Origin of the sequence: Cohnella endophytica, from assembly GCF_003628305.1 — a bacterium.
Classification (GTDB): domain Bacteria; phylum Bacillota; class Bacilli; order Paenibacillales; family Paenibacillaceae; genus Cohnella; species Cohnella endophytica.
In genome coordinates this window covers 55201-78840 of record NZ_RBZM01000003.1, presented here as the reverse complement: position 1 = coordinate 78840, position 23640 = coordinate 55201, and the positions used below count along the sequence as shown (strand labels likewise).

Genomic DNA, 23640 nt, shown 5'->3' with positions numbered 1-23640 from the left:
AGTATACTCTAGAGAGTGTTACGCCTCAAGTGAGGTATCGCCCGTTACCTGCTGGGCTATCGCCTTCAATTCAATCCGGCAGCGGAATTGCCCCTGCTCGTTCTGCAGGAAGTCCGCCAACCTGCGAAATACGTGCGCCAACTCCGGTCCCGAAGAATCGGTATCCAGCATGTAGCGGAATTGGTCCGCGGACAAGCCGCGTACACGCCCTCTTTCGACTTCGCGCGATTCCGTCTCCTGAAGTCTTTTCCATTCTTTCGACGGTTCGAACTTATCCGCTCTGCGCACGATTTGTTCGTAAATTCGTTGCTTCTTCAACCACATGTAATATTGAATCGGGTTCGACAGCTGCCATGCCATGCTTAAGTCTTTAATCGTATAAGCCGCACGATACTGCTGCAACGTTTGAATTTTCTCAGCCTCGTCCAGTTTTTCAAGTTCGCTTAATGGCAAAATCTCCGGTTTCAGTACAATACACCGCCTCGTTCGATATTTTCCCCTTATTACAATAACCATAAAATGTTTATTATTCAAGTTCATTCCCGAAAACGCCAGGTTTTATACCTTTTCTATTTCCTATTGCCGCGAATAATGAACAGGTTTATAATATTTACAGGTTGTTCACTGAATTGATCGAATGCGGTTTAGTTAAGTTCTTTTTTTCACAAACTTCTGCGCCGCAATCGAACGAATGCTCTTTTCCCATACTAATAGGCATACAGGAGGCGCATGTCATGACGCTCGTTACGACGCATCCCGATCGCCAAATGGCCGAGATCGCCGACAAAATTCGGAATGGCGAACGCCTCACCTTGGAAGACGGCGTTTTTCTATATCATTCCGACGACCTGCTGACGATCGGCCAATTGGCCAACGAGGTTAACTTAAGGAAGAACGGCAAGAAAGTTTATTTTATCGAGAATATGAGTCTTTACTTTACGAACGTATGCGAGGCGCATTGCGCGTTCTGCAACTTCCGCAAAGACGAAGGCCAGGAAGGCTCGTACACGTTATCCCCGCAGGAAATGATCGACTACGTCGAACAGCATATCCATCCCGGCGTGCGCGAATTCCATATCGTCGGCGGACACAATCCTAACGTGCCTTTCGAGTACTACGTCGAATCGCTCCGCGCGCTCAAGCTGAAATACCCGAGCGTGACGATAAAAGCCTACACGGCGGCCGAGATCGATTTCTTCTCCCGCATCTCGGGCCTGACCTACAAAGAAGTGCTCGAACGGCTCATCGCTGCCGGACTCGAGACGTTAACGGGCGGCGGAGCGGAAATCTTATCCGATCAATATCGCAAAAAAATGCGAGTGGACAAAGCCAATATCGAGCAATATTTGGAAGTTCACCGGACGGCCCATCAACTCGGTTTGCGCACGCATACGACAATGCTTTACGGTTCCGTCGAATCGATCGAGGAACGCGTCCGGCATATGCTCCACATCCGCGACCTGCAGGACGAGACGAACGGCTTCCAAGTATTCATCCCGCTCTCCATGCAGCCGATCAGCCCGAAAGCCAGCATCCGCCGGCGCAACTCCGCGTTCGACGATCTGAAGGCAATCGCGATCAGCCGGTTGATGCTCGACAATATTCAGCACATTAAAGCGTATTTCATCAACATCGGGACGCAATTGACGCAGGTAGCGCTTACAATGGGTGCCTCCGACGCGCACGGCACGATCGTTCGGGAGAAAATCAGCCATGCCGCAGGCGCTCTGACTCCGGCGGGAATTACTCGGGAAGATCTCGTGTGGTTGATTAAAGGCTCTGGACGGATCCCCGTCGAACGTGATACTTTCTACAATGAAGTCAAAATATACGAATAAACTGAGTTCCCCGTTGGGTAGACGGGGACTCTTCTGTGTCATACTAAGGCTACCCGACATCATCGTTTGGTAAAAAGGAGATCACTGTATGAGTAAGGTCGTCGTATTAGGCGGAGGTTACGGAGGTTTGATGGTTATTCAGGAGCTGCTGGAGCATCTCCCTAAGGATGCCCAACTGTTTCTCGTCGACCGTATGCCTTATCAAGGGCTTAAAACGGAATACTACGCTTTAGCGGCGGGAACGGTATCGGATTTGGAGATTCGCGTCAATTTCCCAAGCCACCCCCAGCTTAAGTGTGTCTACGGGGATATTACCGATATCGATCTAGAGCAACGCGTCGTCAATATTACGGAACAGGAACCGCTATCTTACGATTCCTTGGTCATCGCGCTCGGCTGCACCGATAATTATCATGGGATTATCGGAGCTTCGGACTATTCCTGCAGCATTCAATCATTATCCGCTACGCGCAAAACCTTCCAGTTGATCAACGATATTCGTCCTTACGGTCAACTATCCATCGTCGGCGGAGGATTGAGCGGAGTCGAGATCGCGGCTGAACTGAGGGAAGCACGGTCCGATATCAACATACGCATTCTAGATCGGGGCAATAGCGTCATGTCCGCTTTCCCGAACAAACTCCAGGAGTACGTCGCTTCCTGGTTCAGAGAGCATGATGTGGAAATGCGTTCGCATATCGGCATCACGCAACTCGAACAAGGAGTCGTGCACAACGGGGACGAGCAGATAGCTACGGACGTGACCTTATGGACGGCCGGCATCCAGCCTGTGGAGCTCGTTCAACGAATTGAGCTGCCTAAGGATTCGCAAGGTCGCCTTATCGTAAACTCGTATCACGAATTGCCGGATGTTCCGCACGTCTACGTGATCGGAGATTGCTCAAGCCAGCCGTTCTCCCCTAGCGCCCAGCTTGCCGGCGCGCAAGGCAAACAAGTCGCCGAAGTGATCAAAGCCCGCTGGGAGAACAAGGAACCGAAGCTGGGAGGCATTAAGCTGAAGGGCGTGCTTGGTTCCCTTGGCAAAAAATCCGGCTTCGGCCTGATGGGAACGACTCCGCTACTGGGCAGAATTCCGCGCATGCTAAAAAGCGGCGTGCTCTGGAAGAGCAAACGCCACTTCGGTTAGAGATCGTCAAGCAGCTTGTCCAAGGCTTCCCGGTCAAGTTGCTGCCGTTCGACGGCTTCAAGGATTAGCTCGTAGAGTTGTTCCGCCGTCTCGGCAACGATGCTTTCCCCGTTGACTAAGGCGTACGGAGACAGGAAACATTCTCCGCAATTGCCAAGACAGCCGTATTCGATTACTTCTATATCGCCGCGTTGCTCAAGTTTCTTAAGCACCCGGTCGGTTCCGTGGTGCATGTTGCTCACGCAGAACTCCACGATATTCATGGTTCCGACCATTCCTTCCCTTTTATGCAAATGCGGATTCGCGTCCATGTCTGTTTGAAAACCTGACTTTTTGTACTATAATAGATCTTGAAAGGAGTGGATGATAATGAGTACGAATGCTCCAAGCACTCAGTATGATGAAGTCATCGACGTTCTCGATAAGTTGCGTCCGTTCTTGCAACGCGACGGAGGAGACGTTGAATTGGTCGACATCGAGGACGGTATCGTTAAATTGCGCCTAATGGGCGCTTGCGGTAGTTGCCCTAGTTCCACGATTACGCTCAAAGCAGGTATCGAGCGCGCATTGTTGGAAGAAGTCGAAGGAATTCAAGAAGTCGTTCAAGTGTTCTGATTCTTCTTATTCAGAAGTGAGAAGGCTCTGCCATCCGGCAGGGCCTTTTGTCATCTCTTAAGATGGGTTCTGATCGGATCCAAACCTCCGGAAACGTCGATGGTGTTTCCCGTTATGAAATCCGATTCGGGCAAGCACAAGAACGCGATCATTCTCGCCACGTCCTCTCCCGTGCCGGGGCGGCCGCGCGGCGATTCGTCGTCGATCACTCCGTCGACGTCCGCGATGCTCTTCTCCTTGTTGCTTCCGCGGATGTCTCCGGGACAGATCATGTTCACCGTAATGCCGCTGGAGGCTTCTTCGACCGCAAGCGTCTTCGTGAACGAGACGAGACCGACTTTGGCCGCCGCGTAGACCGCTCTGTGAGGCCAGGAACGGGCTTCGGAAGCGTGTCCGAATCCGAAATGGATGATTCTCCCCCACTGCCTCTCCCTCATTCCGGGCAAGACCCGATGGTCCATCAGCATCGTGCCGACGAGATTGCCGTTCATCAAATAATGGATGTCCTCCGGCCGATAATCCGCGAATAAGCGACGCTCCCGGATAAACGGGCCGGCGTTGTTCACGAGAATATCCACGCCGCCTAATCGACTCTCGACTTCCGATACCAATCTTTCGGAATCGTCCGCTCTCGCGATGTCCCCTTGAATCGCGCAAGAACGTCGCCCCAGCGCTTCGATATCGCGTCTGAGCTGCTCGGCTTCCTCGCGGCTCGTCACGTAATTAATGGCCACGTCGCAGCCATTCGAAGCGAGCTCCAGCGCCGTCCGGCGCCCCAATCCTTTGGCGCTTCCCGTAATCAATGCCGTTCTTCCCAGCAGCTTCACGCGGCTCCCCTCCCGTCACCGTCTAGCCTAGTTTGTATTGCGCAACCATTTGCACCCGAATCTAAAAGCATGATAAAGAGAGCCTTGAACCATTTCCAAGCTATCGTTCAGATCGGCCAGGTTGGCGTCCAAATCTTCCAACGTCCGCCGGACGTACTTGTTGCCGATGCTCTGGTTCAGATCATCCCTGAGTTCCGCGTTCATCTGGTGAATTTCCAGGTTTCTGCGGATACGAAGCCGGCTCATCGCCCCTTGGGAACGCTGCTTTAGCTCGTCAAGCGGATTCGTAAGCTCGGCGTGCCACTGATTGTCGCGTAAATTGCGAAGCATCGTAAAGTAAGAGAAGCGCTCCTTAATGCGTTCGGTTTGCAATCCGAGCAGCCTGTTCAACAACGTTCCAAGCTTGTCTAATAAAGCGAATACCCGGATATAAGCATTTTTATCGTAATACACGTGCCGGTGATAATCCGCCCGCTCTTTGAAATCCATCTCGTCTACGAGAGTATGACGTATCCGCTTCGCGTACTCTCCGGCCGCGTAACAGCTTTGTTCCAGCTCGTCCATTGAACGAAGCAAGCCTTCCGTCCAGATCGCGAGCGTACGATAAGCCGCGGCTTGTTGCGGCGACCGTTCGGCCAGCTCCGCGGACAGCAGAGCGAATTGCTCCATCGCCTGCACCGTTTCGAGCGAAGCTCCCGTCCACCGTCTCGGCTCTTCGCCGAATAACTCTCTAAGCAAGGCCATGCCTCCTTGCCGCCGATTCGACGACCTCATTGCTCCATTGTAACGCATAAGAGACGGCGCGCTCAACCGAATCCGATTGGGCAGCTGCCGTCTCCTTATAGTTAGCCGGGCTTATTAGCCGTTCCAGCCAGTCGTTTGGAAATATTCTTTCCATCTGCGATCCGCCAGCTCGACGATATCGTCTCGGGCGATCAATTCGTCCGGGTATCCCGGCTTCATGCGCGCGTCGATGACGATCGGAAGCTTGTACCCGATGTGATGACGCCCGGCTTCGCTTACCGCGTAAATATCGGCCGCCGGATTAAAGCGCGTGAACGTCGCCCATAGGAATGCCGTTTGTCCGTCCGCGATATCCGCATCGTCCGCGATTACGATCAGAGGCCATGGACAGTTCTCTTCCGCGAGACGTTCCGCGAGACGGGAGCCGAGCTCCGGATCTTCCGCGTAAGTCGCGCCTTCGACGACGAGACAACCGCGGCAATAAGGTTTGACTTTATGGATTCCGGGAATCGGACCGCCTTCGTATTCGCCCGGAAGCTGCCGAACCGGATCGCCTACGCCGAGCAGCACGGCTTTGCTGCCATGGTTAAGACGCGGACCGGTATAATCCAGCGTATCGTGCGACGTTTGGTCGAAGACGAATAGATCCTTGAACGGATCGAACCTTTCCAGTACGGTTTCCAACAGCAGCGGGAAATCGGCCAAGTCCATCGGACGATCCGTGAGGATCAGGAATTTCGTTAGCGACAGCTGTCCTTCCCCGAGAATGCGGAAAGCCGTACCGAGGGCTTCCCTGGAGTAGCTCTCGCGAACGACCGCCGCGGCCAGCGCATGCACGCCCGTCTCCGCGTACGCCCACAAACTGCGCACGCCTGGCATAACCATCGGAAATGCGGGCGAAAGGAGCCGCTGCAAGTACTCGCCAAGGAAGTAATCTTCCTGCTTCGGCTTGCCGACGATGGTCGCGGGGTAGATCGCGTCTTTCCGGTGCCATACGTGATCCACTTTGAACACCGGGAAGTCGTGCACGAGGGAGTAATAGCCGAAGTGATCGCCGAATGGTCCTTCCGGGCGCCGTTCATGCGGCATGACCCTGCCGACGATGGCGAATTCCGCCTCCGCGGGAATCCGATGGCCGCCCAACGGGTTATCTACCATTGGCAGCTTGCCGCCCATGATGAGCGACGCCAGCATCAGCTCCGGCATGTTCTCGGGCATCGGCGCGATCGCGGAAGCGATAAGCGCCGGCGGACCGCCCAGAAATACGGTAACGGGCAGAGGCTCTCCCCGTTTCTCCGCTTCGTGGTAATGGAAGCCGCCGCCTTTATGAATTTGCCAATGCATGCCCGTCGTCTGCGAATCGAAGATCTGCATCCGGTACATGCCTAGGTTGTGATTTTTGCGATTATTCGGATGCTCCGTGTATACAAGCGGTAACGTCACGAAAGGACCGCCGTCCTCTTGCCAGCTCGTAATCGCCGGAATGCCCTCGAGCGGCTTTTCCCTGCGCGACACTTGAAGGATCGGAGCGCGTTCGGCGGGCACCTTCTTAAATCCGACCTTCAGTAGGTCGAAGAACATGTTCCGTTGCCCCCATAACGCGTTAAACGAAGGCGGAAGCAAGGAATCGACGGAGCCGATCAATTGCTGCACGAGCTGTTCGGGTCGAGGTCCAAAGGCGAGATCCACCCTCTTCTGCGTGCCGAACAGGTTCGTGACGACGGGAAACGTACTGCCTTTCACGTTCGTGAACAACAACGCGGGACCTTCCCGCTCGATAACCCGACGGTGAATTTCGGCGATCTCGAGCACGGGGTCCACGGGCGCTTCGATGATGACGAGCTCGTTGTTCTGGCGTAATACGTCGATAAATGGCCTAAGCGACTGAAAAATCATAAATTAACCTCCGGGTAGGGACTTACGGGAAAATTGCCGCGTTCGAATGGCTAGCAGAACCAGCATGCTGAAGAGTGCCGAGATAATGACGGTGTGCAATAATCCGGTAAATACGTATACGTCTTCGTTGCTTAACGTCAACGATAGCAATCCGCCGCTCAGCACTTGCATGCAGACGAGCACGAGCGCCTTATTGGCGATCGAGGTCAACTCCGAGCCTTTGCCGGCCGTTCTGCGAACGTAAGAGACGAGAAACGCGACCAGCACGAGTAACAGCAGCGCCGCGATCCGATGAGCGAAAGCGATCGCCGTCGATCCGGACAGCTCGGGCACCACTTCGCCGTTGCACAGCGGCCAGCCTTCGCAAGCGCCGCCGGAGCTCGTATGACGAATGTAAGCGCCGAGATAGACGACGCCGTAGCAGTAAACGAGAACGGCGATCATGCTGCGATACAGCGCCCTCGGCAGCGACGCGGTTAACGGATTGCCGGAGGCTAACCCCGACGTTCCGGACGTTCCCGTTGCTCCCGCTGGCTCGTTCGCTTGACGCTTAGCCAACTTATATAACAACCAGGTACAAGTAAAAGCGAATAAAGAAATGCCGAAATGGAGCGCCAGAACGAGCGAGGATTGCTCCCAGACGACGGCCATCGCGCCGAGAATGGCTTGCATCACCGTAAACAGCAACGCGCCTCCGGCGTAAAGCTTATTTTCCCGTTGGCGGGCCGGTTTCCAGAACCATGTCACGAGGAAAGTCGCGCCTACTAGCAAGCCGACTAAACCGCTGATCATCCGGTGACTGTATTCCACGAACGATTCCACCGTATGAGCCGGCACGAATTTACCGTTGCACAGCGGCCAGTCCGAACCGCATCCGCGACCGGAATCCGTATTCGTAACGAGTACGCCGGCGATTAAGACGAGGAACATCCCGATACAGGTCAACAGAGTCAATAATCGATATCTTTGTGAGGTCATGTTCATCCCCGATTTCTTTGTGAAAGTTAGCGCAAGTTGCCTTTCCCCATTATACAGAACCCCCACTTTCAATGCCATGTTCATTATGTGAACATTGGAATCAAGGGAAGATCAAACGAACGGGAACGACGATTTGACGGGGGGTATATTCGTATTTGATTTGATCGTGCAGCAAAGCTGCGGCGGCGCCGCAATGAAAAATAGCGGCGTTTGGGAGATTCGATCTCCCTGCGCCGCCATTTCTTTATTCCGGATGAGCCACTCTCATTAACGGCACTTTTGGCTATTGCAGTGCTCCCGATACCTCGACGGCCCGATCGAGAAACTGCTCGATCTCCTCGCGCGTTTTGCGAAGCTTGCTTACGAAGCGTACCAGTTCCTTCCCTTGACGGAACGCGATAAAGCTTGGAATTCCCAGAATATTAAGCTCGCTGCATAGATCGGGCAGATCGTCGCGGTCGATTTCCACCATCGTAAGCTTGTCGGCGTATGCCGATTCGACATCGGCGATAAACGGCTCCATGAAATGGCAGTCGGCGCACCAGGTCGTTTTGAATACCGCAACCGTAAGCCCCTCCCCGTTCGTTTGTTCGCGGAAAGTCGCTTCGTCTTGAATTTTTTTCATCGTTTATCCCCCCATGTTTGCTCTTAATAGCCATTATAGCTCGTTAATCACGCCTTGCAACACAAAGGACAAGAATGCGCATAATACGCCTTTACGGGATAAGAAGGTTCCCTCTTCTTCGATAAAGGAGTTTTGCTTCGGATGGATTTTCGGATTAACAAACCGCGAAGGTTCTATCGTCTGTTGCGGGTGCCCGGGCGACTGGTTCTTGGACTAATCGGCAAAGCCGATAGCTTGTGGAACTCCCTCCGGCTCACTCGCCGACGCGCACCTCTAAGCTTCTCATGCGCCGCCAGCGGGTTTTCTCGCCCTTACCGGCCATCAACGGCAAGTACGACAGCTAGCGAAGAGGACAGACGACTATGCTCCTCCATCCGCGAGGCAACCGTCGCGCATAATCGCAACAACGTAACCCGAACGGCCGCGTACTTGAACATGTATCAGTCCCACCCCGAACTGCAGTGGGCTTTTCTCGCCCATCTGGTTTCCCGGAACGGAGGCTGGAGCATGACCGACCTGAAGGGCCAATGGTTACCCGGTCTGATCGACGAGAGCTTCGCTTCCTCCCTATTCAACATGCTCGAAGCTAGCAATTCGCTCATCTTCGGCGATGCCTATCCTCAACTTAAATTATATGCCGAGGGTATACGCCTTAACCGCGACCTTAGCTACTTGCTGCCGGAATTCGCGGTCTCCTCTTTCATGACCCCGTTCTGGGAGCGATTCCGGTTGGACCAGGACCCCGTCCCGCTTGCTATCGCCCTGATCGTCAACGAACAGCATTTCATTCAATCCCGGGTCGTGGAAGACGCAGACTACAAACGCGACGTGTTCGACTCCTTCGTTTTCCGTAGCCAACCCTTGCTGCAGTTGAATCAAATCGTATTTCCTCTCTGGCGTGATTCCCGAGTTGCAGATGTTATTCCGATGCGGCTTGTCGGCAGGGTACTGGAAAATTTCGAGGATTTGCATGAGCGCGTTGAATTCGGAAAAAGCCTGTACGGCATCCTGTTCGGTTATCCCGACGTCCATAAGGCGATATGGGCTTTTGCTTCAAGCATCCCTCATACGGGATCGCGCGCGGATTATTGGCCGCACCGGTTCTCGAACGATAGAACGGCAAAAGCCGGCGGCACGCCCGGTGACCCGAACGTTGCAGCCGGCCAGTCAAGGCCTTCTATGTGGCTAAGTCCCCCATTAGCTGAGGCTTGGCCAGACCAAGCTTTACGCCAGCCTCAGACTGCCGATTGGTTCGCGCGCCATGACGATGCGATGAAGTACGTTAAGCCGCCCAAGCTGCATCGAATCATCGACATGACGCATGAGCACTTGTTCGGTCAGCATAAGCTTCAAGCCGCCTTGCTTCTCGAACGCAGCTTCATGAACGGAGCCAACAATCGACGCACGGGACGTGGGTAAGTCGCGATCTCTTCCGGGCTTACGACTTTGAGCAGAACGAGCAACGCCGGATAAAGCACGGCCAAAGCGCATCCCATTACCGCGCACGACAGGAAGAAAGCGATCTTCGGCGGAAGTCCGCCCGCTATCGCCAGCACCGCCCATTCCAAGAAAGCAAGCGCCGCGGCCACGATGGCGCTCGTCGCCAGAAATGCGGGCCATCGGTCGCCGATGACTTTGAACTTCGTTCTCTTCTTAAGGCTCATGATATTGAACGTGAGCGCCCAGACGAAACAGATCGTCGTTGCTGCGATAATTCCGTACACGCCGAATACGGGACCTAACGCGAAGCTTAGAATCACTTTGAGAATGACGCCGGTCACCGCGTGCATCGTCGCCTTCTTCGGTTCCCCGATTCCGAGAAGAATCGAGTTCGTCACCATCATGCCGATCTGGAACAACGTCCCGAGAGTCAGCATCGCTACGATCGGGGCTCCGCTGGCATTCTGGAAAAGCAACCCGTTAACGCTATACGCGCCCACGCCGAGAATGAGCACGACCGGCATCCCGCTATATAGCGCGATTCGAACGGCCAAGGACGCCTGACGACCGACCTGCTCCTTGTCTCCGACCGCATGGGAGGAGGAAATTAGCGGGATGATCGACTGGCTAAGCGCGACGGCCAGAATAATCGGTATGCCCGCGATCGATTGGGCGTTCATGCCGTATACGGCAGCCCAGTGATTGATTTGTTCGATCGCGAAATGTCCGACCGTAATCGACTTGATCATCATATTGTCGAGCGTATAGAGCAATTGCACCGTAATGGCGGTCATGACGATCGGAATCGACAACCCGAATAGCTCCCGATAGATCGAGCTAAGGCTCAGAGAGCGGGACGGATCGCGCCTCTTTTCTTCCGTTGCCTTATCGCTGGCTTTAAGCTTGCGCGCGTAATACATCATGATCGCGAAAGCTCCGATACTGCCGAACACGCTTCCGAAGGAAGCTCCGGACGCAATACCCCGTTCGTCGGTCTTGTCCATCGAATAAAAAACCCAAGCGATGAGCACCGCGGCCAACACGCGTAAAATCTGCTCGACGATCTGCGAGATGCCGCCTGCGGTCATAAATTGCCGACCTTGGAAATACCCCCTCATCATCGCGATTAAGGGAAAGAGCAACAAAGAAGGAGCGATCGCCCTGATGGCCGAAGCCGCGTCCGGTTCCTTCAAGATCGAGCTAGCGATGAACGGAGCGATCAGCCATAATCCCAAGGTAATGATGACGCCCGCAGCCGCTCCGAACAGTAACGCCGCCCGGTAGACTTGCTGCGCCTCGGATACTCTTCCTACCGCGTAACGGCCGGACACCATTTTGCTTACAGCGCTCGGGATGCCCGCGGTCGCCACGACGAGCAACAACAAATAAATGCCGTTCGCGTTGTTGTAATAAATGATACCGATATCGTCCATCAGGTAGTCCAGCGGAACCCGCTGGAAAATACCGAGCGCGCGGGCAACAAGCGCCGCGGCCGCTAGAATTAGCGTGCTTTTAAGTAACGTATCTTTTTTCAAGGGGACCTCTTCCGAATATCGAAAATGTATTTATTAATAAGCGGTCAGCCAAATTACGAATAATGCGATCATCCCTAGATGCGTGAAGATCTTCACGACCGTGCTCGCAAGCAACCCGACCATGGAGCCCCAGCCGACGGCCAGCGAACGTTTCATGGAAGAACCGTGAATCAATTCTCCAAGAATGGCTCCCGCGAGCGGTCCGATAAGAAGTCCGAACGCCGGGATGACGAAGGGGCCGATCAGAATTCCGATCGTGCTGCCGACGACGGATGCGCGGGAGCCCCCGTACTTCTTGACGCCCCATGCGGTCACCATGTAATCGGCCACGAATAGAATCAACACGATAACCGTCTCGATGCTCCAGAACCAGAACCCGAAAGGCTTAAAAGAGAAAAACCATCCATAGACGAAAAAGGCCGCATAGATGGCAAGCGCTCCGGGCAAGATCGGAACGACCGCACCGGCTAGTCCGACCGCGAACAGCGCCGCAATGAGAATCCAACCCAAAATATCCAGCGACAATCACGTCCTCAATACGTAATTTTGGATGACCTGGGCAACGCCATGCTCTTGGTTGCTTCCCGTGACGATATTCGCCGCCAGCTTAACTTCCTCTTGCGCATTGCCCATCGCGACGCCTAGCCCCGAAGCCCGAATCGCGGCGATGTCGTTCAAGCTGTCGCCGACCGCGACGACTTCGCTCATCTCGTATCCCAACATCCGGCATACTTCCATTAGCGCACTCGCCTTGGAAACGCCCAGGGCGTTGATTTCGATGTTGAAGGGCGAAGAATTGCTAAGCTCCAGCCCTTCCCATTCGCCGATCTCTTGCAGGATTTCGTTCAACACGGGAAGATCCTCCGTGTAATAACCGAACTTCAGCCACTTCCGTTCAAGCGTATCTCCGACCCACTTCTCTTTGTTATAAATATCTTCGGTCGTATAGCCCCAGAACCATACGTCGTGCTTCTCGGCCAGCGCGTGAAGCTTCATCACCTGATTCGAGTCCAGCAGCGTTCGCTGATGCAACGAGTGCGGTTTGGTCCAGATTTCGCCGCCGTTTACCGTAATCATCGGAGATTCCAAACCTAGTTGCTCGACGATCGGCAACGCGCTCGGGAATCCGCGTCCGGTAGACGCGATGACGGTGACGCCTGCTTCTACGGCGCGTCTTACCCACGTTAAGTTCGTTTCGCTAATTTCGCTGTGGTCATTCAACAGCGTTCCGTCCAAATCCAGTGCCAATAGCCGATACTTCCCCATTTTGTAAGCCAATTGTGCCGTTCACTCCTTGCTGCCGCTTCGCTTCGACATTTCATCGTCATTTTAACACATTTAGCCCATTAAGACGAACAGTGCGCCCGCCAGGAAGATCAATGCAAATACCAATCGCTCGAACGACGAAGGCTTGCCTTTTTCCATCCGCCAACACTCCTTTTGCCGTTAGTTTTTAACTTATGCAAAAATGTTTACTTCGTGCAAAATGAACTCAGGAGGAGCTTTACAATGGGGAATTCGCGGAACAGGACAAAGACCGATCGGACAAACGTCCGGTCGGCCTTCGTTTTGGCTTAACATGCTATTGCCCTTGGTTAGCGGCAACTCCGTCCGTAGCGATACCGTTGTTGCCATCGGCATTCGCGGCATCGTTCTCAACCGGTTTGCGAGGCGTGCCGTACAAGCCGATCTTCTCGTCGTACGCGTCGAAGATCTTGCGCGCGATCGGAGCGGCGCCCCAACCGCCGTATCCGCCGTCCGGAACGACAACGGCGACCGCGAGCTTCGGCTTATCCGCCGGAGCGTAGGCGATGAATACCGCGTTCTCTACCCTAGAGCGGTTACCGACGTCCTGTTGCGATGTACCGGTTTTCCGAAGAAAAGTGTAGTTGACCCCCTCGAAGCCTTGTACGCTAACTTGCTTCATGCCATCCTCGATCGCTTTCCAGTAAGAGTCCGGAAACACGACCGTATTCAGAACTTCCGATTGGAAAGGTTGCGTGACATTGCCGTTCACGTCTTGGATTTCCTGAACGAATTGCGGTTTCATGCGTTTGCCGTGGCTCGCGAGCGTCGCCGCGTATTGGGCGAGCTGCAACGTCGTGTAACGCCCTTGTTGGCCCCATGACGCCCTGATCAAAGCCGACTGCGAGCTTGCGGTATCGGCTTCGTGGTAATAATCGGTAACGCCTTTGGATTCGCTCGGAAGCCCGCTGCCCGTCGTTACGCCCAAGCCGAACTCCTTCATATATTGATCCCAGACGTTTACGCCTTCCTTGCCATTATACTTCTTATAAAGGTTATTCCCGACCATCGCGGACATGAACGCATTGGAAGAATGCGCGATCGCGCCGGTCGCGTTAATATTGCCGTTCGCCTTGTTGCTGGCGTTGGAAACTCTGACCGTATGCCCTTCCTTACCGAATTCGAAGTACCCGATATCGTGGAATACCGTCGACGTCGTGAATAACTTCTCGTTTAATCCGACGAGAATGGACAACGGCTTCTGCGTCGATCCAAGATATACGAGCGAAGAAGGATGGTTTTTCCGTTCCTTGTCTTCCTTGTACGGCGGATACACTTCCTTGATCGTGCCGTTGTATTGGAAAAATTGGATCGCATCCAAATCCTTCTTGCTGATCCCGCCCTGCCAGACGCTCGGATCGTAATCCGGCATGCTCGCCATGGCTACGATTTTGCCGGTATCGACTTCCATGGCAACGGCATAGCCGGTCGTCGGATGCGCATTTTCCATTTGCTTGCTCGTGGACTCGCTAATGCTTTTAATTTGATCCGTAATCGCCTGCTGCGCGGTCAACTGGATGTCTTTGTTGATCGTCAGGAATAAGTTTTCGCCCTTGACGGGCTTCGTCAGCGTCATTGGTCCGATAATCTCGCCCAGCGAGTTGACCGGATATTCTTTGACCCCGTTGCGCCCCCTCAGCTCATCCTGGTACATCAGCTCCAGCCCGTCGAATCCGACATCTTCCGAGGAGATGTATTTCAGGGTGTCGTCGGTTTGCTCTTCGTTAATGTTCTTATATTTGTCCAGCTTCGTAGCGCCGCTAAGCTTCTTCATATATCCGACGAGCTGTACGGCGACTTTGTCTTGACTGTATTGGCGAATGCTCTCCTCGACGATGTCGATGCCCTTGAATTCCAAGCGATGCTCGGAGAAGTACGCGATCTCTTCCTTCGTTAATCCCGCCTTAATCCTCCGAGGCTGAAAGGAGTAATGAACGCTCCCGGTCAAGTCCATGTCGTCGAAAACTTCTTGAGCCGTTAAGGTCTTAGCCGTCTTGGAGCCTAGCTTATCGAACACGGCCACCAAGCTCATGGCAAGCTCCATCCCCGCATCGGGCTTCATTTTCATGTCCAGCGTATAGTAAAGCGATTGCGTCGACACCGAATACGCGATCGGACTCCCGCCCGAATCGTAAATATTTCCGCGAATCGGAGGCACGGGTACCGACTTCGAGCCGATTTCGTGTTCCTTCGCCCGAAGCGTGTCTCCCTCGACGAATTGCAAATAAGCGAGTCTGATGATCAACGTGGAAAACACGAAAAAGGTGATGAAAAAAAAGACGTTGAGACGAAAGCTGAAATGCCTTCGGTTCCGAATCTCCCTCTTCTGCGCCTCTTCCGTCATGTTATTGCTCAAGTGCTTTGCCCTCCTTGCCTGATGTGCGTATCGGCAAAACCTGGGGGATCGAACCAATTCCCGGTTTTCGCCCATGTACTATCCAATGATACCCAGCGTTGCTGCTCGGCGATATAAACTTCGTTCCATGCATGGGAGCCATAGCCCCCGCGTCCGTCGTAACCGAGCCCGGTTACGACTCTCACGTCCAAATGGGCGGCTCTCGCCATCGACGCGTATAACCTAGAGAAGTCGATGCATACGCCTTTGCGAGTTTGGAACGTTTGCTCCGGATCTTGCTCCAGCCAGTCGCCATCCTCCTCGTAAGCCCGAACCTTCTCGTCGTCGTAAGCAATACTCGTGCCCACCCAATCATATAGCGCGCGCGCTTTCTCCTCGTCGGTGCCTTTGTCCTTCGTCACGTCCAATGCCGCTAAAGCCACGTCCTCCGGCAACTCCGAATCGATGACATCGTAGCGCTTCTGCCAGAGCTGGTCCAGCTCGCCGGACATCGCCCGCGCGAAGACCGGCAGGCGTTCCTCCAATAAACCGCCCGTAGCCGGGCGAATGACTTGCGCCGCCACCTCGCGATATAAGCCGGATTGTTGGATATAATCCGTCAACGGACCGTTTGGGAACAAAGCGCAATAAGCGAATAACACGGCCGTCAGCAGCAAAGCACGACCGGCGCCGAGCGCCGCGCCCAAAGCTCCGCCTACCGTTCTGCCTACCGGCCCTCCCGATGGGACTACCGCGAAAGGCAAAGAAACGACGGAAGCTACGATTCGCGTCGCCAACCCTGTCAAAATCCGTATCAACGAATGGATAACGAGAAATAAAATCGCGAACCGCAACAACGGTAGATCGCGCAAGCCGGTCAATGCCGTGTAACCGAACCGCGACAATGCGGAAGCATTCGCCCCGGGACTGGATAAACCTTTATCCGTCAGCCAGCTCTGGAGATGCGGCGACGCCGCAGAAGCCGCAAGCGCCGACAGCACGATAGCGGCCACGGACACCAACGCACCGACGAGAAAATAGACCAGCTGTTTGACGGAGCCGGAAGCTCCCCGGAAAACGCCGCGAATTAAAGAAAAGGCAACGATGGCGAACAATAACCAGGTGACCGGATTTCGGTCGAAAACGGACCCTATGCCGCTCATTCTTATTTCGCCGAAGCTCGCGCTTTAACGACGTAATCGCGAACCGCGCCTTCCATTTTCCACTTACCGAGCGAAGCGTTATGGAATTTCACGTTAACTTCGCCCGAGTTGGGAATCCCGGTCAGCTCCAAGTTGGTCGACTTGATCGAGTAAGAACCGTCCGCGTTGTCCACGTAAGTCGCTTCGCTGGCTTCTCCCGCCATTGCCTTGATCGCTTGGTCCTTCACCTCGGAAGAAACCTTCTCCCCGATTATGCCTAGTTCATCGGTTACTTTTTTCTGAATATCGTCTACGCTGTATCCGCCATAAACAACGATTCCGATTAGAATAGCTACTACAAGCACCCATTTGAGCACGGTTTTGACTACTTTGACGATGACGATGATCGCGACGATGGCTATCGCTACCGTCACCCAATGGTCCTTAGCGAATTGAATCCAGGCATCCGTATCGTTGAAATTGAAATCCATTATTATTCCCCCATGACCAATATGACTCCAATCTCGCAATATTCCTATTATACCGTAAGGGGAGATACCCCGTAAACGACCGTCATAACCAGGTCATCGGACACGTACAAGTAGGATAGGCAGTTCATTCGGACAAGGGGAGCGCGCTCCCCTTTAGTCGAGGAGGTAAAAGTCTTGAAAACCGCCATTTGGCTTTATTTATTCCTATTCGTTGCTTTCTTCGACCTTCACGCCCAATACCCGATGCTCACCCCTTTCGCAGTCTCTCTCGGAGCCGCGCCTTCCTTTATCGGGCTTGTCATGGGCATGTACTCCTTGACGCATCTTCCCGGGAATTTGATCGCGGGCGTCGCGGTGGACCGTATAGGCAGCAGATGGTTTATCGCGGCAAGCCTCGTTGGCGCCGGGATCCTGCTCATCTTTCAAGCCCGCGTAACGGATCCTTGGCAGCTACTGTACATTCGTTCCTTAAGCGGCTTCGTACTGGCGTTCCTATCCCCCGCGTGCATGTCCTTGTTGGCCAGACTGGCCAAAGACCATATTCATCAAGGCAAACTGATGGCGGGCAATGGCCTCGTGCATACGATCGCTTCCGTCGTCTCGCCCGCGGCGGGCGCCTATATGGCGGCTACGTTAGGTTTTGGCCGCTCGTTCGCGATGCTCGGCTGGATTCTTCTCGTCACGGGAATCTTCTCGCTATGGCTGGTAAAAGAGACCCCCCGAACGCAGGAGGAACTGGCTGCTTTGAAACCCAAACCTCTCGATCCTCACGCCATAAGCGGGAAATCCCCGGTCCTGCCGGCGAGAACCGCGGCAAAGGATTCGTCCCGCTTCCCGTGGTCCATCTTTTCCTTGCCGATCGGTCTGGCGTGCGCGCAAGGCATTCTCGCGTTCGAATTGCCTCTTAGAGGCACCGACAGCGCGACGATCATGAGTACGGGCATCCTTTTCTCGATCGTAAGCCTTGGCGCGCTCATGACGCTCGGACTGCTCTTCTTGAACCGGTATTTGCCTTACTCGCGCACGATCATCGGCGTCCTGCTTCTCGCGATTTGTTATTACGGACTAGCTTCCGATTGGCCGTTGCCGCTCTCCATCCTTTTATTCGTTCTCGGTATGGCGAAGGGAGTCATTTTCCCGGCGATGACATCTTTCCTGCTTCAGCTTAGCGGCCCTACCCGATACGGAAGAACGTTTTCGTTGCTCTCCATCTCGCTCTCGATCGGATCTTTCCTCGGGCCGATCGCCGCCGGCGCGGCAAGAAATTATTTCTCTCCGTATTTCCTGTCTTTCCTAGCCTTAATGATCGCTCTTGCTTTGCTGTTCCCGCGTTCTTCTTTCAAGGAAAACTGGAACCCGCGCGCTTCCCTGCCCCCGGCATCCTGACGTTTGCCTAAGTATTCCGTCGGCTTCTGGGTATTCGCACACTTCGAGGCGAATAATTGGGCATACAATGCAGGATAACTTCACCCACCCGGAAGGAAGTGATTCCCATGTCCCAATTCGCAGGCGGACACGGCCAAGGTAGCGGAGTGACATCCACTATCGTTCTCGTACTGTTCATCTTGCTCGTTATGGTATTGCGCGCCGGCTAACCGGGCTAAATCCGGAAGCCCGGTGCGCGGAAGGGAGGGCCTCTCTATTCGGATACGACCCTCCGATCCCTTTTTTCCTTCGATCGCGCAGGACAAGTCCCCGCAACAATGCCGGACAACGGTGGTACAATAAATAAACGAATGAACGCGCAATCGGGTTCAATCATCGTACCGGGGGATCAAACGAATGGAAATCGCCATCATCGTCGAAGGAAAGAACGATAAAAGCCGGCTATCCCGAGTCCTGTCATCGGAAGTTCCCGTCCATTGCACGTTCGGGACGCTGAGCACGAGCCGAATCGAAGCATTGCGCAAAGCCGTCGGGGAACGTCAAGTGTACTTATTCACCGATCCGGATTCTTCAGGACGCCGAATCCGCGGCATGCTCAGAGACGTCTTTCCCGACGCCGAGCATATTTACACAAGGAGAGGTTACAGCGGCGTAGAGGGTACGCCCGAGGAATATTTAATCCAACAACTGGAGAAAGCCGGTTTGGAGGAATATATCCTGTACCCGGAGCCTCCTCCCGCTTGGGACGTTTGATTGGCTTCGTTTAATGAATAAAACAGCGCGCTCCCTCTATTTTCCGGAGCGCGCTGTTTTATTTTATAACAAGCTTTTGATTTTTTTCGCCATATCCTGAGGGGTTAAGTTGTTCTCGCCCTGTTCGATATAATCGTTCGCCGAAATCCAATCGCGCACGTTGCCGTCCTTGTCCAGCAATACGATCAGGTTCATGTGGAAGAAGTTGCCGTCCTTGTCTTTCCCGACCAGAATATCGTACTTGTCGGCCAAATCCGCGATCGCCTGCTGATCGTCTCCCCGCAAGAACTTCCAGCCAGCCGGGTCCGCGTCGAAAGTATCCGCGTATTTCTTAAGCGATTCCACCGAATCGTGGTCCGGATCGATCGTTACCGACAAAAACTCTACTTTGTTCCCGAACACGCCGTCTTCCTTCAACTGATCCTGAACCATCGACATTAAAGCGGTCGTCGGCGGACATACGTCCGGGCATGTCGCGAAGAAGAAGTATAGCAGCCTTACTTTGCCGTTGGTGTTGCTTAGAGTCACGTTATTCCCGTCCGTATCGGAGTAGGAAAACTCCGTCCCGGCCTTCTGTACGGGGAGATTATCCGACTTTTTGCCGTTTTGCTGCGCTAAAATATAATACCCCATCACGATGCACAAACCGAGAACGATTAGAGAAAAGCCGTAGCGTTGGAGCCAGGTTTTCTGTTGCTTGATCGGCTCGGCGAAGACGGTAGAGCCTTCCGGTTCCGTTGCTTGCGTCGGATCCCCTTCGATTTTAGGTTCGTCGACCACTTCTTACACCCCGTTCGTATCCAAGATCATTGCAAGAAACATAATCATCAAATAATTAATCGAGATCATGAAATCGGCCTTTGCCCATTTCTCATCATCCTTGGCGCGGAGGCCCGATATCGCATGAACGAACCATACGACCGCGATGCCGACCGATAAGATCAGGAAATAAATGCCTACATAGCCGTAGCTGTACATCAAGACCGAGGCCGGTATGAGCAACACGATGTAAGGAAGCATTTGCCATTTGGTACGAGTAACGCCTTTGACTACCGGCAATAGCGGGAACCCCGCCGCACGGTATTCTTCTTTCCGCCTGATTGCAAGCGACCAGAAATGCGCAGGCTGCCACAGGAACAGCAGGGCGAACAAGATCCACGCGCCCGCATCCACATTGTTCGTAACCGCGCAATAGCCGATTACCGGTGGCATAGCGCCGGAGATGCCTCCGATCGAAGTGCTCCAAGTCGAACTGCGTTTAAGCCACATCGTATACACGACGACGTATACGAACATTCCGAGCAAACCTAGCCAGCCGGACAGCGGGTTCACGAGCGCGAACAACACGACGAGTCCAGTAATGCCCAGAATGATGCCGTAGCCCAGAACGAATCCGGGCGTCATTCGGTTCTGCGGTAACGCGCGATCGCGCGTACGGGCCATTTTCATATCGAGCTCGCGGTCGAGATAATTATTGAAAACGCATGAGGAAGCCATCGTCAAAGCGGAGCCGACAAGCATCCATAGCAATGTCCAACTGAAAATATGGTCCCATTTGGAAGCGACCCAATAACCGCCGAAAGCCGCAATCAAGTTCAAGCGAATAATGCGTGGCTTGGTTAAAGCCACAAGATCTTTAAGCACGGAGTTCCTCCTTTATGCAAGTAAAGCCGCATAACCTGACGTTTGTTCAATGATACCGCAAATCTTCAAGCAATGACAATGTTCGCTCTTCCGAGTTCATCAAATCGCCACCACATGTGAACAAGGTGCGAACTAGGGGCAAAATCGGTTCCGATCCGAGTCACACATTGCGGGTCGCCTAAATACACTGTATTGCGACAATCGCCTAATGCGGAAGCGATTAGCTTGGGCGACTTGATTCATGAAGGGTGGATGCGAATTGGCCGTTGTTAAGACAAATAGCGAAGACGTCAGAACGCTAGCCCGCCTTATGCGCGCCGAAGCCGAGGGCGAAGGCGAGCTAGGCATGCTGATGGTCGGCAACGTCGGCGTCAATCGCATACTGGGCAACTGCATGGATTTTAAGAATATTCGCAACATGAACGACATGGTGTATCAATCCCCGGGAGGCTTCGAAGCGGTGCAGAAGTCTTATTTCTATCAGAGAGCCCGCGACAAGGACATCCGGCTTGCCCAACGAGCGATTAACGGCGAGCGCCAATGGCCGGCTTCAAATGCCTTATGGTATTTCCGTCCTGCCGGCGGCTGCCCGGACACTTGGTACGATCAAGCGAATATCGGCAGATACAAATTGCATTGTTTCTTCGCCCCGACGCCGGAAGACTGTCCGAGAGTTTATTAATCATTAGGAGGCTTTTACGATGTTGAACAACAAAATGCCATGGAACGGCTACGCGCAAAACCAAGTGATGCCCGTGAACAACATGCCGATGAGCAACATGCCGATGAGCAGCATGCCGATGAGCAGCATGCCGATGAGCGGAATGGTGCCGATGTCGAATATGGGCATGGTGCAAGGAGCGATGACCCCGCCTCCGGTTACGAACGGCATGCCGATCACCCCGGGCGGAACCGTGCTTCCTGCCGTTCCTACGGAAGAATCTTATGTAGAGAACATTCTCCGCATGAACTTAGGCAAAGTAGCTACCTTATACATGACTTACGAGAACAATTCCGAATGGAACGCCAAAATTTTCAAAGGCGTACTCGAAGCGGCGGGACGCGACCACATTATCATCAGCGATCCGGTAACGGGCAAACGCTATTTGCTGCTCATGCTGAATCTGGATTACATTACGTTCGACGAACCGATCAACTATACGCTTCCGTTCGGATCGATGCCTACCCGTTAAGCTCTACGGGGCGAAATAGCCAGATCCGAACGCCTTCACGGCCGCCTTTGACCCATTGCTCCATCTCTTCCCAAGAACGCCCTTCCCGGCGTTCTTTTTCCATTCGCGCCGCTTCCTCGGCGGAGGAGGGCCTTCGTATTTCGACGAATACGCCCGGTTGCGACGTATTCTCCAACAATTCGGCGTCCCGCCAGCGAGCCGCATGAGCTGTTCTCCACTCGGAGAACGCTACCCGATGCATGTCGGAAATCACATATTCGCAGAACAATAGCACTTCGCGTCAATTCCTTTCCTTCATATTTTATCGGCAAGACGTCCATACTGAATCAAGAAGGAGGCTGAAAGTATGGACACCGGCACGCATTTCGTGTTCGGCTTGGGGTTAGGCGGCTTAGCCATGATCGATCCCGCGATCTCTTCTCACGCCTACGGTCCCGTCGCCGTGTTGATCGGCACCGTCGCAGGCTCTAACGCCCCGGACTTGGACGGCTTGCTCCGATTCAAGAGCAATGCAGATTATATCAAAAACCATCGAGGATTGTCTCACTCGTTTCCAGCCATCGTCGGATGGGCGGCATTGATAACGACCGCCGTGTCGCTCGTCTTCCGAAGCGTCCCGTGGGTTCACATCGGCTTGTGGGTACTGCTCGCGGTCATCGTTCACGTGTTCGCGGATTTGTTCAATTCTTACGGGACGCAAGCTTTTCGTCCGGTTAGCAAGCAATGGGTAGCTTGGAATATCATTCACATTTTCGACCCGTTTATTTTCTCCACCCATCTGATCGCTATACTGCTCTGGGTGTCGGGAATCGCCGCACCGCAAGTCGTTTTCCCCGTTCTCTACATTCTGCTAGGCATCTATTATGGCTGGAGAACTCTTGTTCACCGAAGACTGACCCGCAGTATCCCAGCTAAAGATCCGGGGTTCCGTGACGACGACAAGTACACTCTATTGCCTACGATCTCGTTATACCGTTGGAACATCGTCAGAACGTCGGCGGATTGCACGTTCGGAATCGGCGAGTGGGATCATGGCCGCATGAAGTGGCACGACGTACTGAAATGCGATGAGCATCCCGCGTTGGAGGCTTCGAAACAACATCAGGACGTACAGGCCTTCCTAAGCGTAACCGCCTTCCCTTGCGGACACGTGAAAACCCAAAGCTGGGGTTACGAAGTAAGGTGGGTCGATGTCCGTTACCGTTACAGAAGACAGTATCCTTTCGTGGCCGTCGTATTGATGGATTTGTCTTACAAGCCATTGCAATCGTACGTCGGATGGCTCAGCGACGAGCGACTGGAGAAAAGACTTCGAATGAATACGTACTGAGCGCAAAAAGCGGGAAGAACCGTCCTTCGGATAGGTGCTTCCCGCTTGACGTATGCCCTACATGCGAGCACAATAGGAAAAGCCCGAGGGTTCTCCTCGGGCTTTCGGTGCCGGACTCTCGTCCTTAGCGACCGGAAAGTTGTTGCTCGGCAATTTGGACGAGTTTCTTGGTGATATAACCGCCAAGAGAACCTGCATCGCGGGAAGTTACATTGCCGTAGTATCCATCCGCAGGAATTTGCACACCTAAGGATTGAGCGGCTTCAACTTTCATACTTTGTAAAGCTGCTTTGGCTTGAGGCACTACGAGTTGGTTACTTGATGCCATGATTAAATTCTCCCTTCGCCTAGATGATTGGTTTGCAAGCTTGCCAACTTAGTATGCTAGATACGAAGGAAAATATGCGAGGTGAATG

General features: G+C 53.7%; 28 protein-coding genes. 10 read left to right on the top strand and 18 right to left on the bottom strand.

What is annotated here, in order from left to right:
• Window positions 1-18: 18 nt before the first annotated feature.
• On the bottom strand, window positions 19-453 hold the full coding sequence (locus D7Z26_RS05705; RefSeq protein ID WP_120975105.1) for a hypothetical protein: 435 nt from the start codon (window positions 451-453) through the stop codon (window positions 19-21).
• Between the two features lie 281 nt (window positions 454-734).
• Between D7Z26_RS05705 and mqnE the strand changes: the two genes are divergently transcribed.
• Both mqnE and D7Z26_RS05695 read left to right on the top strand, forming a co-directional pair.
• A complete protein-coding gene (mqnE, locus tag D7Z26_RS05700) occupies window positions 735-1838 on the top strand; it encodes an aminofutalosine synthase MqnE (RefSeq protein WP_120975104.1) in 1104 nt (367 codons plus the stop codon).
• Window positions 1839-1926: 88 nt separating this feature from the next.
• Entirely contained in the window at window positions 1927-2985 is a 1059-nt protein-coding gene (locus D7Z26_RS05695) for an NAD(P)/FAD-dependent oxidoreductase (RefSeq protein ID WP_120975103.1), read from the top strand.
• Here the strand turns inward: D7Z26_RS05695 and D7Z26_RS05690 are convergent.
• The gene (locus tag D7Z26_RS05690; protein WP_120975283.1) at window positions 2982-3248 is read right to left on the bottom strand and encodes a YuzB family protein; all 267 of its coding nucleotides are present in this window, start codon (window positions 3246-3248) and stop codon (window positions 2982-2984) included. The two genes, D7Z26_RS05695 and D7Z26_RS05690, sit on opposite strands and share 4 nt — an antisense overlap.
• Window positions 3249-3354: 106 nt before the next feature.
• On the opposite strand from D7Z26_RS05690, the gene D7Z26_RS05685 reads away from it, so the two are divergent.
• Window positions 3355-3600, top strand: coding sequence for a NifU family protein (locus D7Z26_RS05685; protein WP_115994096.1), 246 nt, complete (start codon window positions 3355-3357; stop codon window positions 3598-3600).
• A 50-nt stretch (window positions 3601-3650) separates the two neighbouring features.
• On the opposite strand, the gene D7Z26_RS05680 is transcribed toward D7Z26_RS05685, so the two are convergent.
• The 6 genes from D7Z26_RS05680 to D7Z26_RS05660 form a co-directional block, all read right to left on the bottom strand.
• Window positions 3651-4421, bottom strand: coding sequence for an SDR family oxidoreductase (locus D7Z26_RS05680; RefSeq protein WP_120975282.1), 771 nt, complete (start codon window positions 4419-4421; stop codon window positions 3651-3653).
• A 33-nt stretch (window positions 4422-4454) separates the two neighbouring features.
• The gene (locus tag D7Z26_RS05675; RefSeq protein ID WP_120975102.1) at window positions 4455-5165 is read right to left on the bottom strand and encodes a Cthe_2314 family HEPN domain-containing protein; all 711 of its coding nucleotides are present in this window, start codon (window positions 5163-5165) and stop codon (window positions 4455-4457) included.
• Window positions 5158-5325: a hypothetical protein gene (locus D7Z26_RS27255; protein ID WP_158602206.1), complete on the bottom strand. Its 168-nt coding sequence runs from the start codon at window positions 5323-5325 to the stop codon at window positions 5158-5160. The genes D7Z26_RS05675 and D7Z26_RS27255 overlap by 8 nt, the downstream gene beginning before the upstream one ends.
• Window positions 5286-7067, bottom strand: a complete 1782-nt coding sequence (locus D7Z26_RS05670) for a UbiD family decarboxylase (RefSeq protein ID WP_120975101.1) — start codon at window positions 7065-7067, stop codon at window positions 5286-5288. Before D7Z26_RS05670 ends, D7Z26_RS27255 begins: the two co-directional genes overlap by 40 nt.
• A gap of 3 nt (window positions 7068-7070) precedes the next feature.
• The gene (locus D7Z26_RS05665) at window positions 7071-8045 is read right to left on the bottom strand and encodes a COX15/CtaA family protein (RefSeq protein ID WP_120975281.1); all 975 of its coding nucleotides are present in this window, start codon (window positions 8043-8045) and stop codon (window positions 7071-7073) included.
• 283 nt (window positions 8046-8328) lie between these two features.
• Complete coding sequence (locus D7Z26_RS05660; RefSeq protein WP_120975100.1) at window positions 8329-8670, bottom strand: thioredoxin family protein; 342 nt, start codon at window positions 8668-8670, stop codon at window positions 8329-8331.
• Window positions 8671-8811: 141 nt separating this feature from the next.
• Here D7Z26_RS05660 and D7Z26_RS05655 point away from each other — a divergent pair, with 141 nt between their 5' ends.
• Entirely contained in the window at window positions 8812-10089 is a 1278-nt protein-coding gene (locus tag D7Z26_RS05655) for a DUF2515 family protein (RefSeq protein WP_120975099.1), read from the top strand.
• On the opposite strand, the gene D7Z26_RS05650 is transcribed toward D7Z26_RS05655, so the two are convergent.
• The 6 genes from D7Z26_RS05650 to D7Z26_RS05625 all read right to left on the bottom strand — a co-directional run bounded on the left by D7Z26_RS05650 (window position 10020) and on the right by D7Z26_RS05625 (window position 16918).
• Window positions 10020-11645, bottom strand: a complete 1626-nt coding sequence (locus tag D7Z26_RS05650) for a putative polysaccharide biosynthesis protein (RefSeq protein WP_158602205.1) — start codon at window positions 11643-11645, stop codon at window positions 10020-10022. The two genes, D7Z26_RS05655 and D7Z26_RS05650, sit on opposite strands and share 70 nt — an antisense overlap.
• A gap of 33 nt (window positions 11646-11678) precedes the next feature.
• Window positions 11679-12164, bottom strand: a complete 486-nt coding sequence (locus D7Z26_RS05645; protein ID WP_120975280.1) for a DUF456 domain-containing protein — start codon at window positions 12162-12164, stop codon at window positions 11679-11681.
• A gap of 6 nt (window positions 12165-12170) precedes the next feature.
• Window positions 12171-12911 (bottom strand): Cof-type HAD-IIB family hydrolase, encoded by a 741-nt coding sequence (locus D7Z26_RS05640; RefSeq protein WP_120975279.1) that lies wholly within the window; start codon window positions 12909-12911, stop codon window positions 12171-12173.
• 316 nt (window positions 12912-13227) lie between these two features.
• The gene (locus D7Z26_RS05635; RefSeq protein WP_325050431.1) at window positions 13228-15306 is read right to left on the bottom strand and encodes a peptidoglycan D,D-transpeptidase FtsI family protein; all 2079 of its coding nucleotides are present in this window, start codon (window positions 15304-15306) and stop codon (window positions 13228-13230) included.
• Complete coding sequence (locus D7Z26_RS05630; protein WP_120975097.1) at window positions 15303-16448, bottom strand: transglutaminase domain-containing protein; 1146 nt, start codon at window positions 16446-16448, stop codon at window positions 15303-15305. Before D7Z26_RS05630 ends, D7Z26_RS05635 begins: the two co-directional genes overlap by 4 nt.
• Before the next feature lie 2 nt (window positions 16449-16450).
• The gene (locus D7Z26_RS05625; protein WP_120975096.1) at window positions 16451-16918 is read right to left on the bottom strand and encodes a hypothetical protein; all 468 of its coding nucleotides are present in this window, start codon (window positions 16916-16918) and stop codon (window positions 16451-16453) included.
• Between the two features lie 174 nt (window positions 16919-17092).
• Between D7Z26_RS05625 and D7Z26_RS05620 the strand changes: the two genes are divergently transcribed.
• From D7Z26_RS05620 to D7Z26_RS05610, 3 genes are all read left to right on the top strand, one after another.
• A complete protein-coding gene (locus tag D7Z26_RS05620; RefSeq protein ID WP_120975095.1) occupies window positions 17093-18304 on the top strand; it encodes an MFS transporter in 1212 nt (403 codons plus the stop codon).
• Window positions 18305-18411: 107 nt separating this feature from the next.
• Complete coding sequence (locus D7Z26_RS05615; RefSeq protein ID WP_120975094.1) at window positions 18412-18513, top strand: sporulation protein YjcZ; 102 nt, start codon at window positions 18412-18414, stop codon at window positions 18511-18513.
• 187 nt (window positions 18514-18700) lie between these two features.
• Window positions 18701-19057, top strand: coding sequence for a toprim domain-containing protein (locus tag D7Z26_RS05610; protein WP_120975093.1), 357 nt, complete (start codon window positions 18701-18703; stop codon window positions 19055-19057).
• Between the two features lie 63 nt (window positions 19058-19120).
• On the opposite strand, the gene D7Z26_RS05605 is transcribed toward D7Z26_RS05610, so the two are convergent.
• Window positions 19121-19837 (bottom strand): SCO family protein, encoded by a 717-nt coding sequence (locus D7Z26_RS05605; protein ID WP_120975092.1) that lies wholly within the window; start codon window positions 19835-19837, stop codon window positions 19121-19123.
• A 3-nt stretch (window positions 19838-19840) separates the two neighbouring features.
• Window positions 19841-20701: a heme o synthase gene (cyoE, locus tag D7Z26_RS05600; RefSeq protein WP_120975091.1), complete on the bottom strand. Its 861-nt coding sequence runs from the start codon at window positions 20699-20701 to the stop codon at window positions 19841-19843.
• Between the two features lie 259 nt (window positions 20702-20960).
• On the opposite strand from cyoE, the gene D7Z26_RS05595 reads away from it, so the two are divergent.
• Window positions 20961-21383 carry a cell wall hydrolase gene (locus D7Z26_RS05595; RefSeq protein WP_120975090.1) on the top strand — a complete coding sequence of 141 codons (423 nt, stop codon included), beginning with the start codon at window positions 20961-20963 and terminating at the stop codon, window positions 21381-21383.
• Window positions 21384-21405: 22 nt separating this feature from the next.
• Complete coding sequence (gerQ, locus tag D7Z26_RS05590) at window positions 21406-21894, top strand: spore coat protein GerQ (RefSeq protein WP_407643489.1); 489 nt, start codon at window positions 21406-21408, stop codon at window positions 21892-21894.
• Here gerQ and D7Z26_RS05585 read toward each other — a convergent pair.
• A complete protein-coding gene (locus D7Z26_RS05585; protein ID WP_147423831.1) occupies window positions 21884-22135 on the bottom strand; it encodes a hypothetical protein in 252 nt (83 codons plus the stop codon). The genes gerQ and D7Z26_RS05585 overlap by 11 nt on opposite strands.
• A gap of 105 nt (window positions 22136-22240) precedes the next feature.
• Between D7Z26_RS05585 and D7Z26_RS05580 the strand changes: the two genes are divergently transcribed.
• Complete coding sequence (locus D7Z26_RS05580) at window positions 22241-23224, top strand: metal-dependent hydrolase (protein ID WP_120975087.1); 984 nt, start codon at window positions 22241-22243, stop codon at window positions 23222-23224.
• Window positions 23225-23348: 124 nt separating this feature from the next.
• On the opposite strand, the gene D7Z26_RS05575 is transcribed toward D7Z26_RS05580, so the two are convergent.
• A complete protein-coding gene (locus D7Z26_RS05575) occupies window positions 23349-23552 on the bottom strand; it encodes an alpha/beta-type small acid-soluble spore protein (RefSeq protein WP_094050148.1) in 204 nt (67 codons plus the stop codon).
• Window positions 23553-23640 lie beyond the last annotated feature (88 nt).

Excerpts from the sequence above, each read along its gene's own strand:
- D7Z26_RS27255 (WP_158602206.1), bottom strand. The coding sequence starts at position 5,325 with ATGGAAAGAATATTTCCAAACGACTGGCTGGAACGGCTAATAAGCCCG.
- D7Z26_RS05665 (WP_120975281.1), bottom strand. The coding sequence starts at position 8,045 with ATGACCTCACAAAGATATCGATTATTGACTCTGTTGACCTGTATCGGG.
- D7Z26_RS05690 (WP_120975283.1), bottom strand. The coding sequence starts at position 3,248 with ATGAATATCGTGGAGTTCTGCGTGAGCAACATGCACCACGGAACCGAC.
- D7Z26_RS05580 (WP_120975087.1), top strand. The coding sequence starts at position 22,241 with ATGGACACCGGCACGCATTTCGTGTTCGGCTTGGGGTTAGGCGGCTTA.
- D7Z26_RS05670 (WP_120975101.1), bottom strand. The coding sequence starts at position 7,067 with ATGATTTTTCAGTCGCTTAGGCCATTTATCGACGTATTACGCCAGAAC.
- D7Z26_RS05615 (WP_120975094.1), top strand. The coding sequence starts at position 18,412 with ATGTCCCAATTCGCAGGCGGACACGGCCAAGGTAGCGGAGTGACATCC.
- D7Z26_RS05585 (WP_147423831.1), bottom strand. The coding sequence starts at position 22,135 with ATGCATCGGGTAGCGTTCTCCGAGTGGAGAACAGCTCATGCGGCTCGC.
- D7Z26_RS05625 (WP_120975096.1), bottom strand. The coding sequence starts at position 16,918 with ATGGATTTCAATTTCAACGATACGGATGCCTGGATTCAATTCGCTAAG.
- D7Z26_RS05695 (WP_120975103.1), top strand. The coding sequence starts at position 1,927 with ATGAGTAAGGTCGTCGTATTAGGCGGAGGTTACGGAGGTTTGATGGTT.
- D7Z26_RS05575 (WP_094050148.1), bottom strand. The coding sequence starts at position 23,552 with ATGGCATCAAGTAACCAACTCGTAGTGCCTCAAGCCAAAGCAGCTTTA.
- mqnE (WP_120975104.1), top strand. The coding sequence starts at position 735 with ATGACGCTCGTTACGACGCATCCCGATCGCCAAATGGCCGAGATCGCC.
- D7Z26_RS05640 (WP_120975279.1), bottom strand. The coding sequence starts at position 12,911 with ATGGGGAAGTATCGGCTATTGGCACTGGATTTGGACGGAACGCTGTTG.
- D7Z26_RS05630 (WP_120975097.1), bottom strand. The coding sequence starts at position 16,448 with ATGAGCGGCATAGGGTCCGTTTTCGACCGAAATCCGGTCACCTGGTTA.
- D7Z26_RS05660 (WP_120975100.1), bottom strand. The coding sequence starts at position 8,670 with ATGAAAAAAATTCAAGACGAAGCGACTTTCCGCGAACAAACGAACGGG.
- D7Z26_RS05610 (WP_120975093.1), top strand. The coding sequence starts at position 18,701 with ATGGAAATCGCCATCATCGTCGAAGGAAAGAACGATAAAAGCCGGCTA.
- D7Z26_RS05655 (WP_120975099.1), top strand. The coding sequence starts at position 8,812 with ATGGATTTTCGGATTAACAAACCGCGAAGGTTCTATCGTCTGTTGCGG.
- D7Z26_RS05685 (WP_115994096.1), top strand. The coding sequence starts at position 3,355 with ATGAGTACGAATGCTCCAAGCACTCAGTATGATGAAGTCATCGACGTT.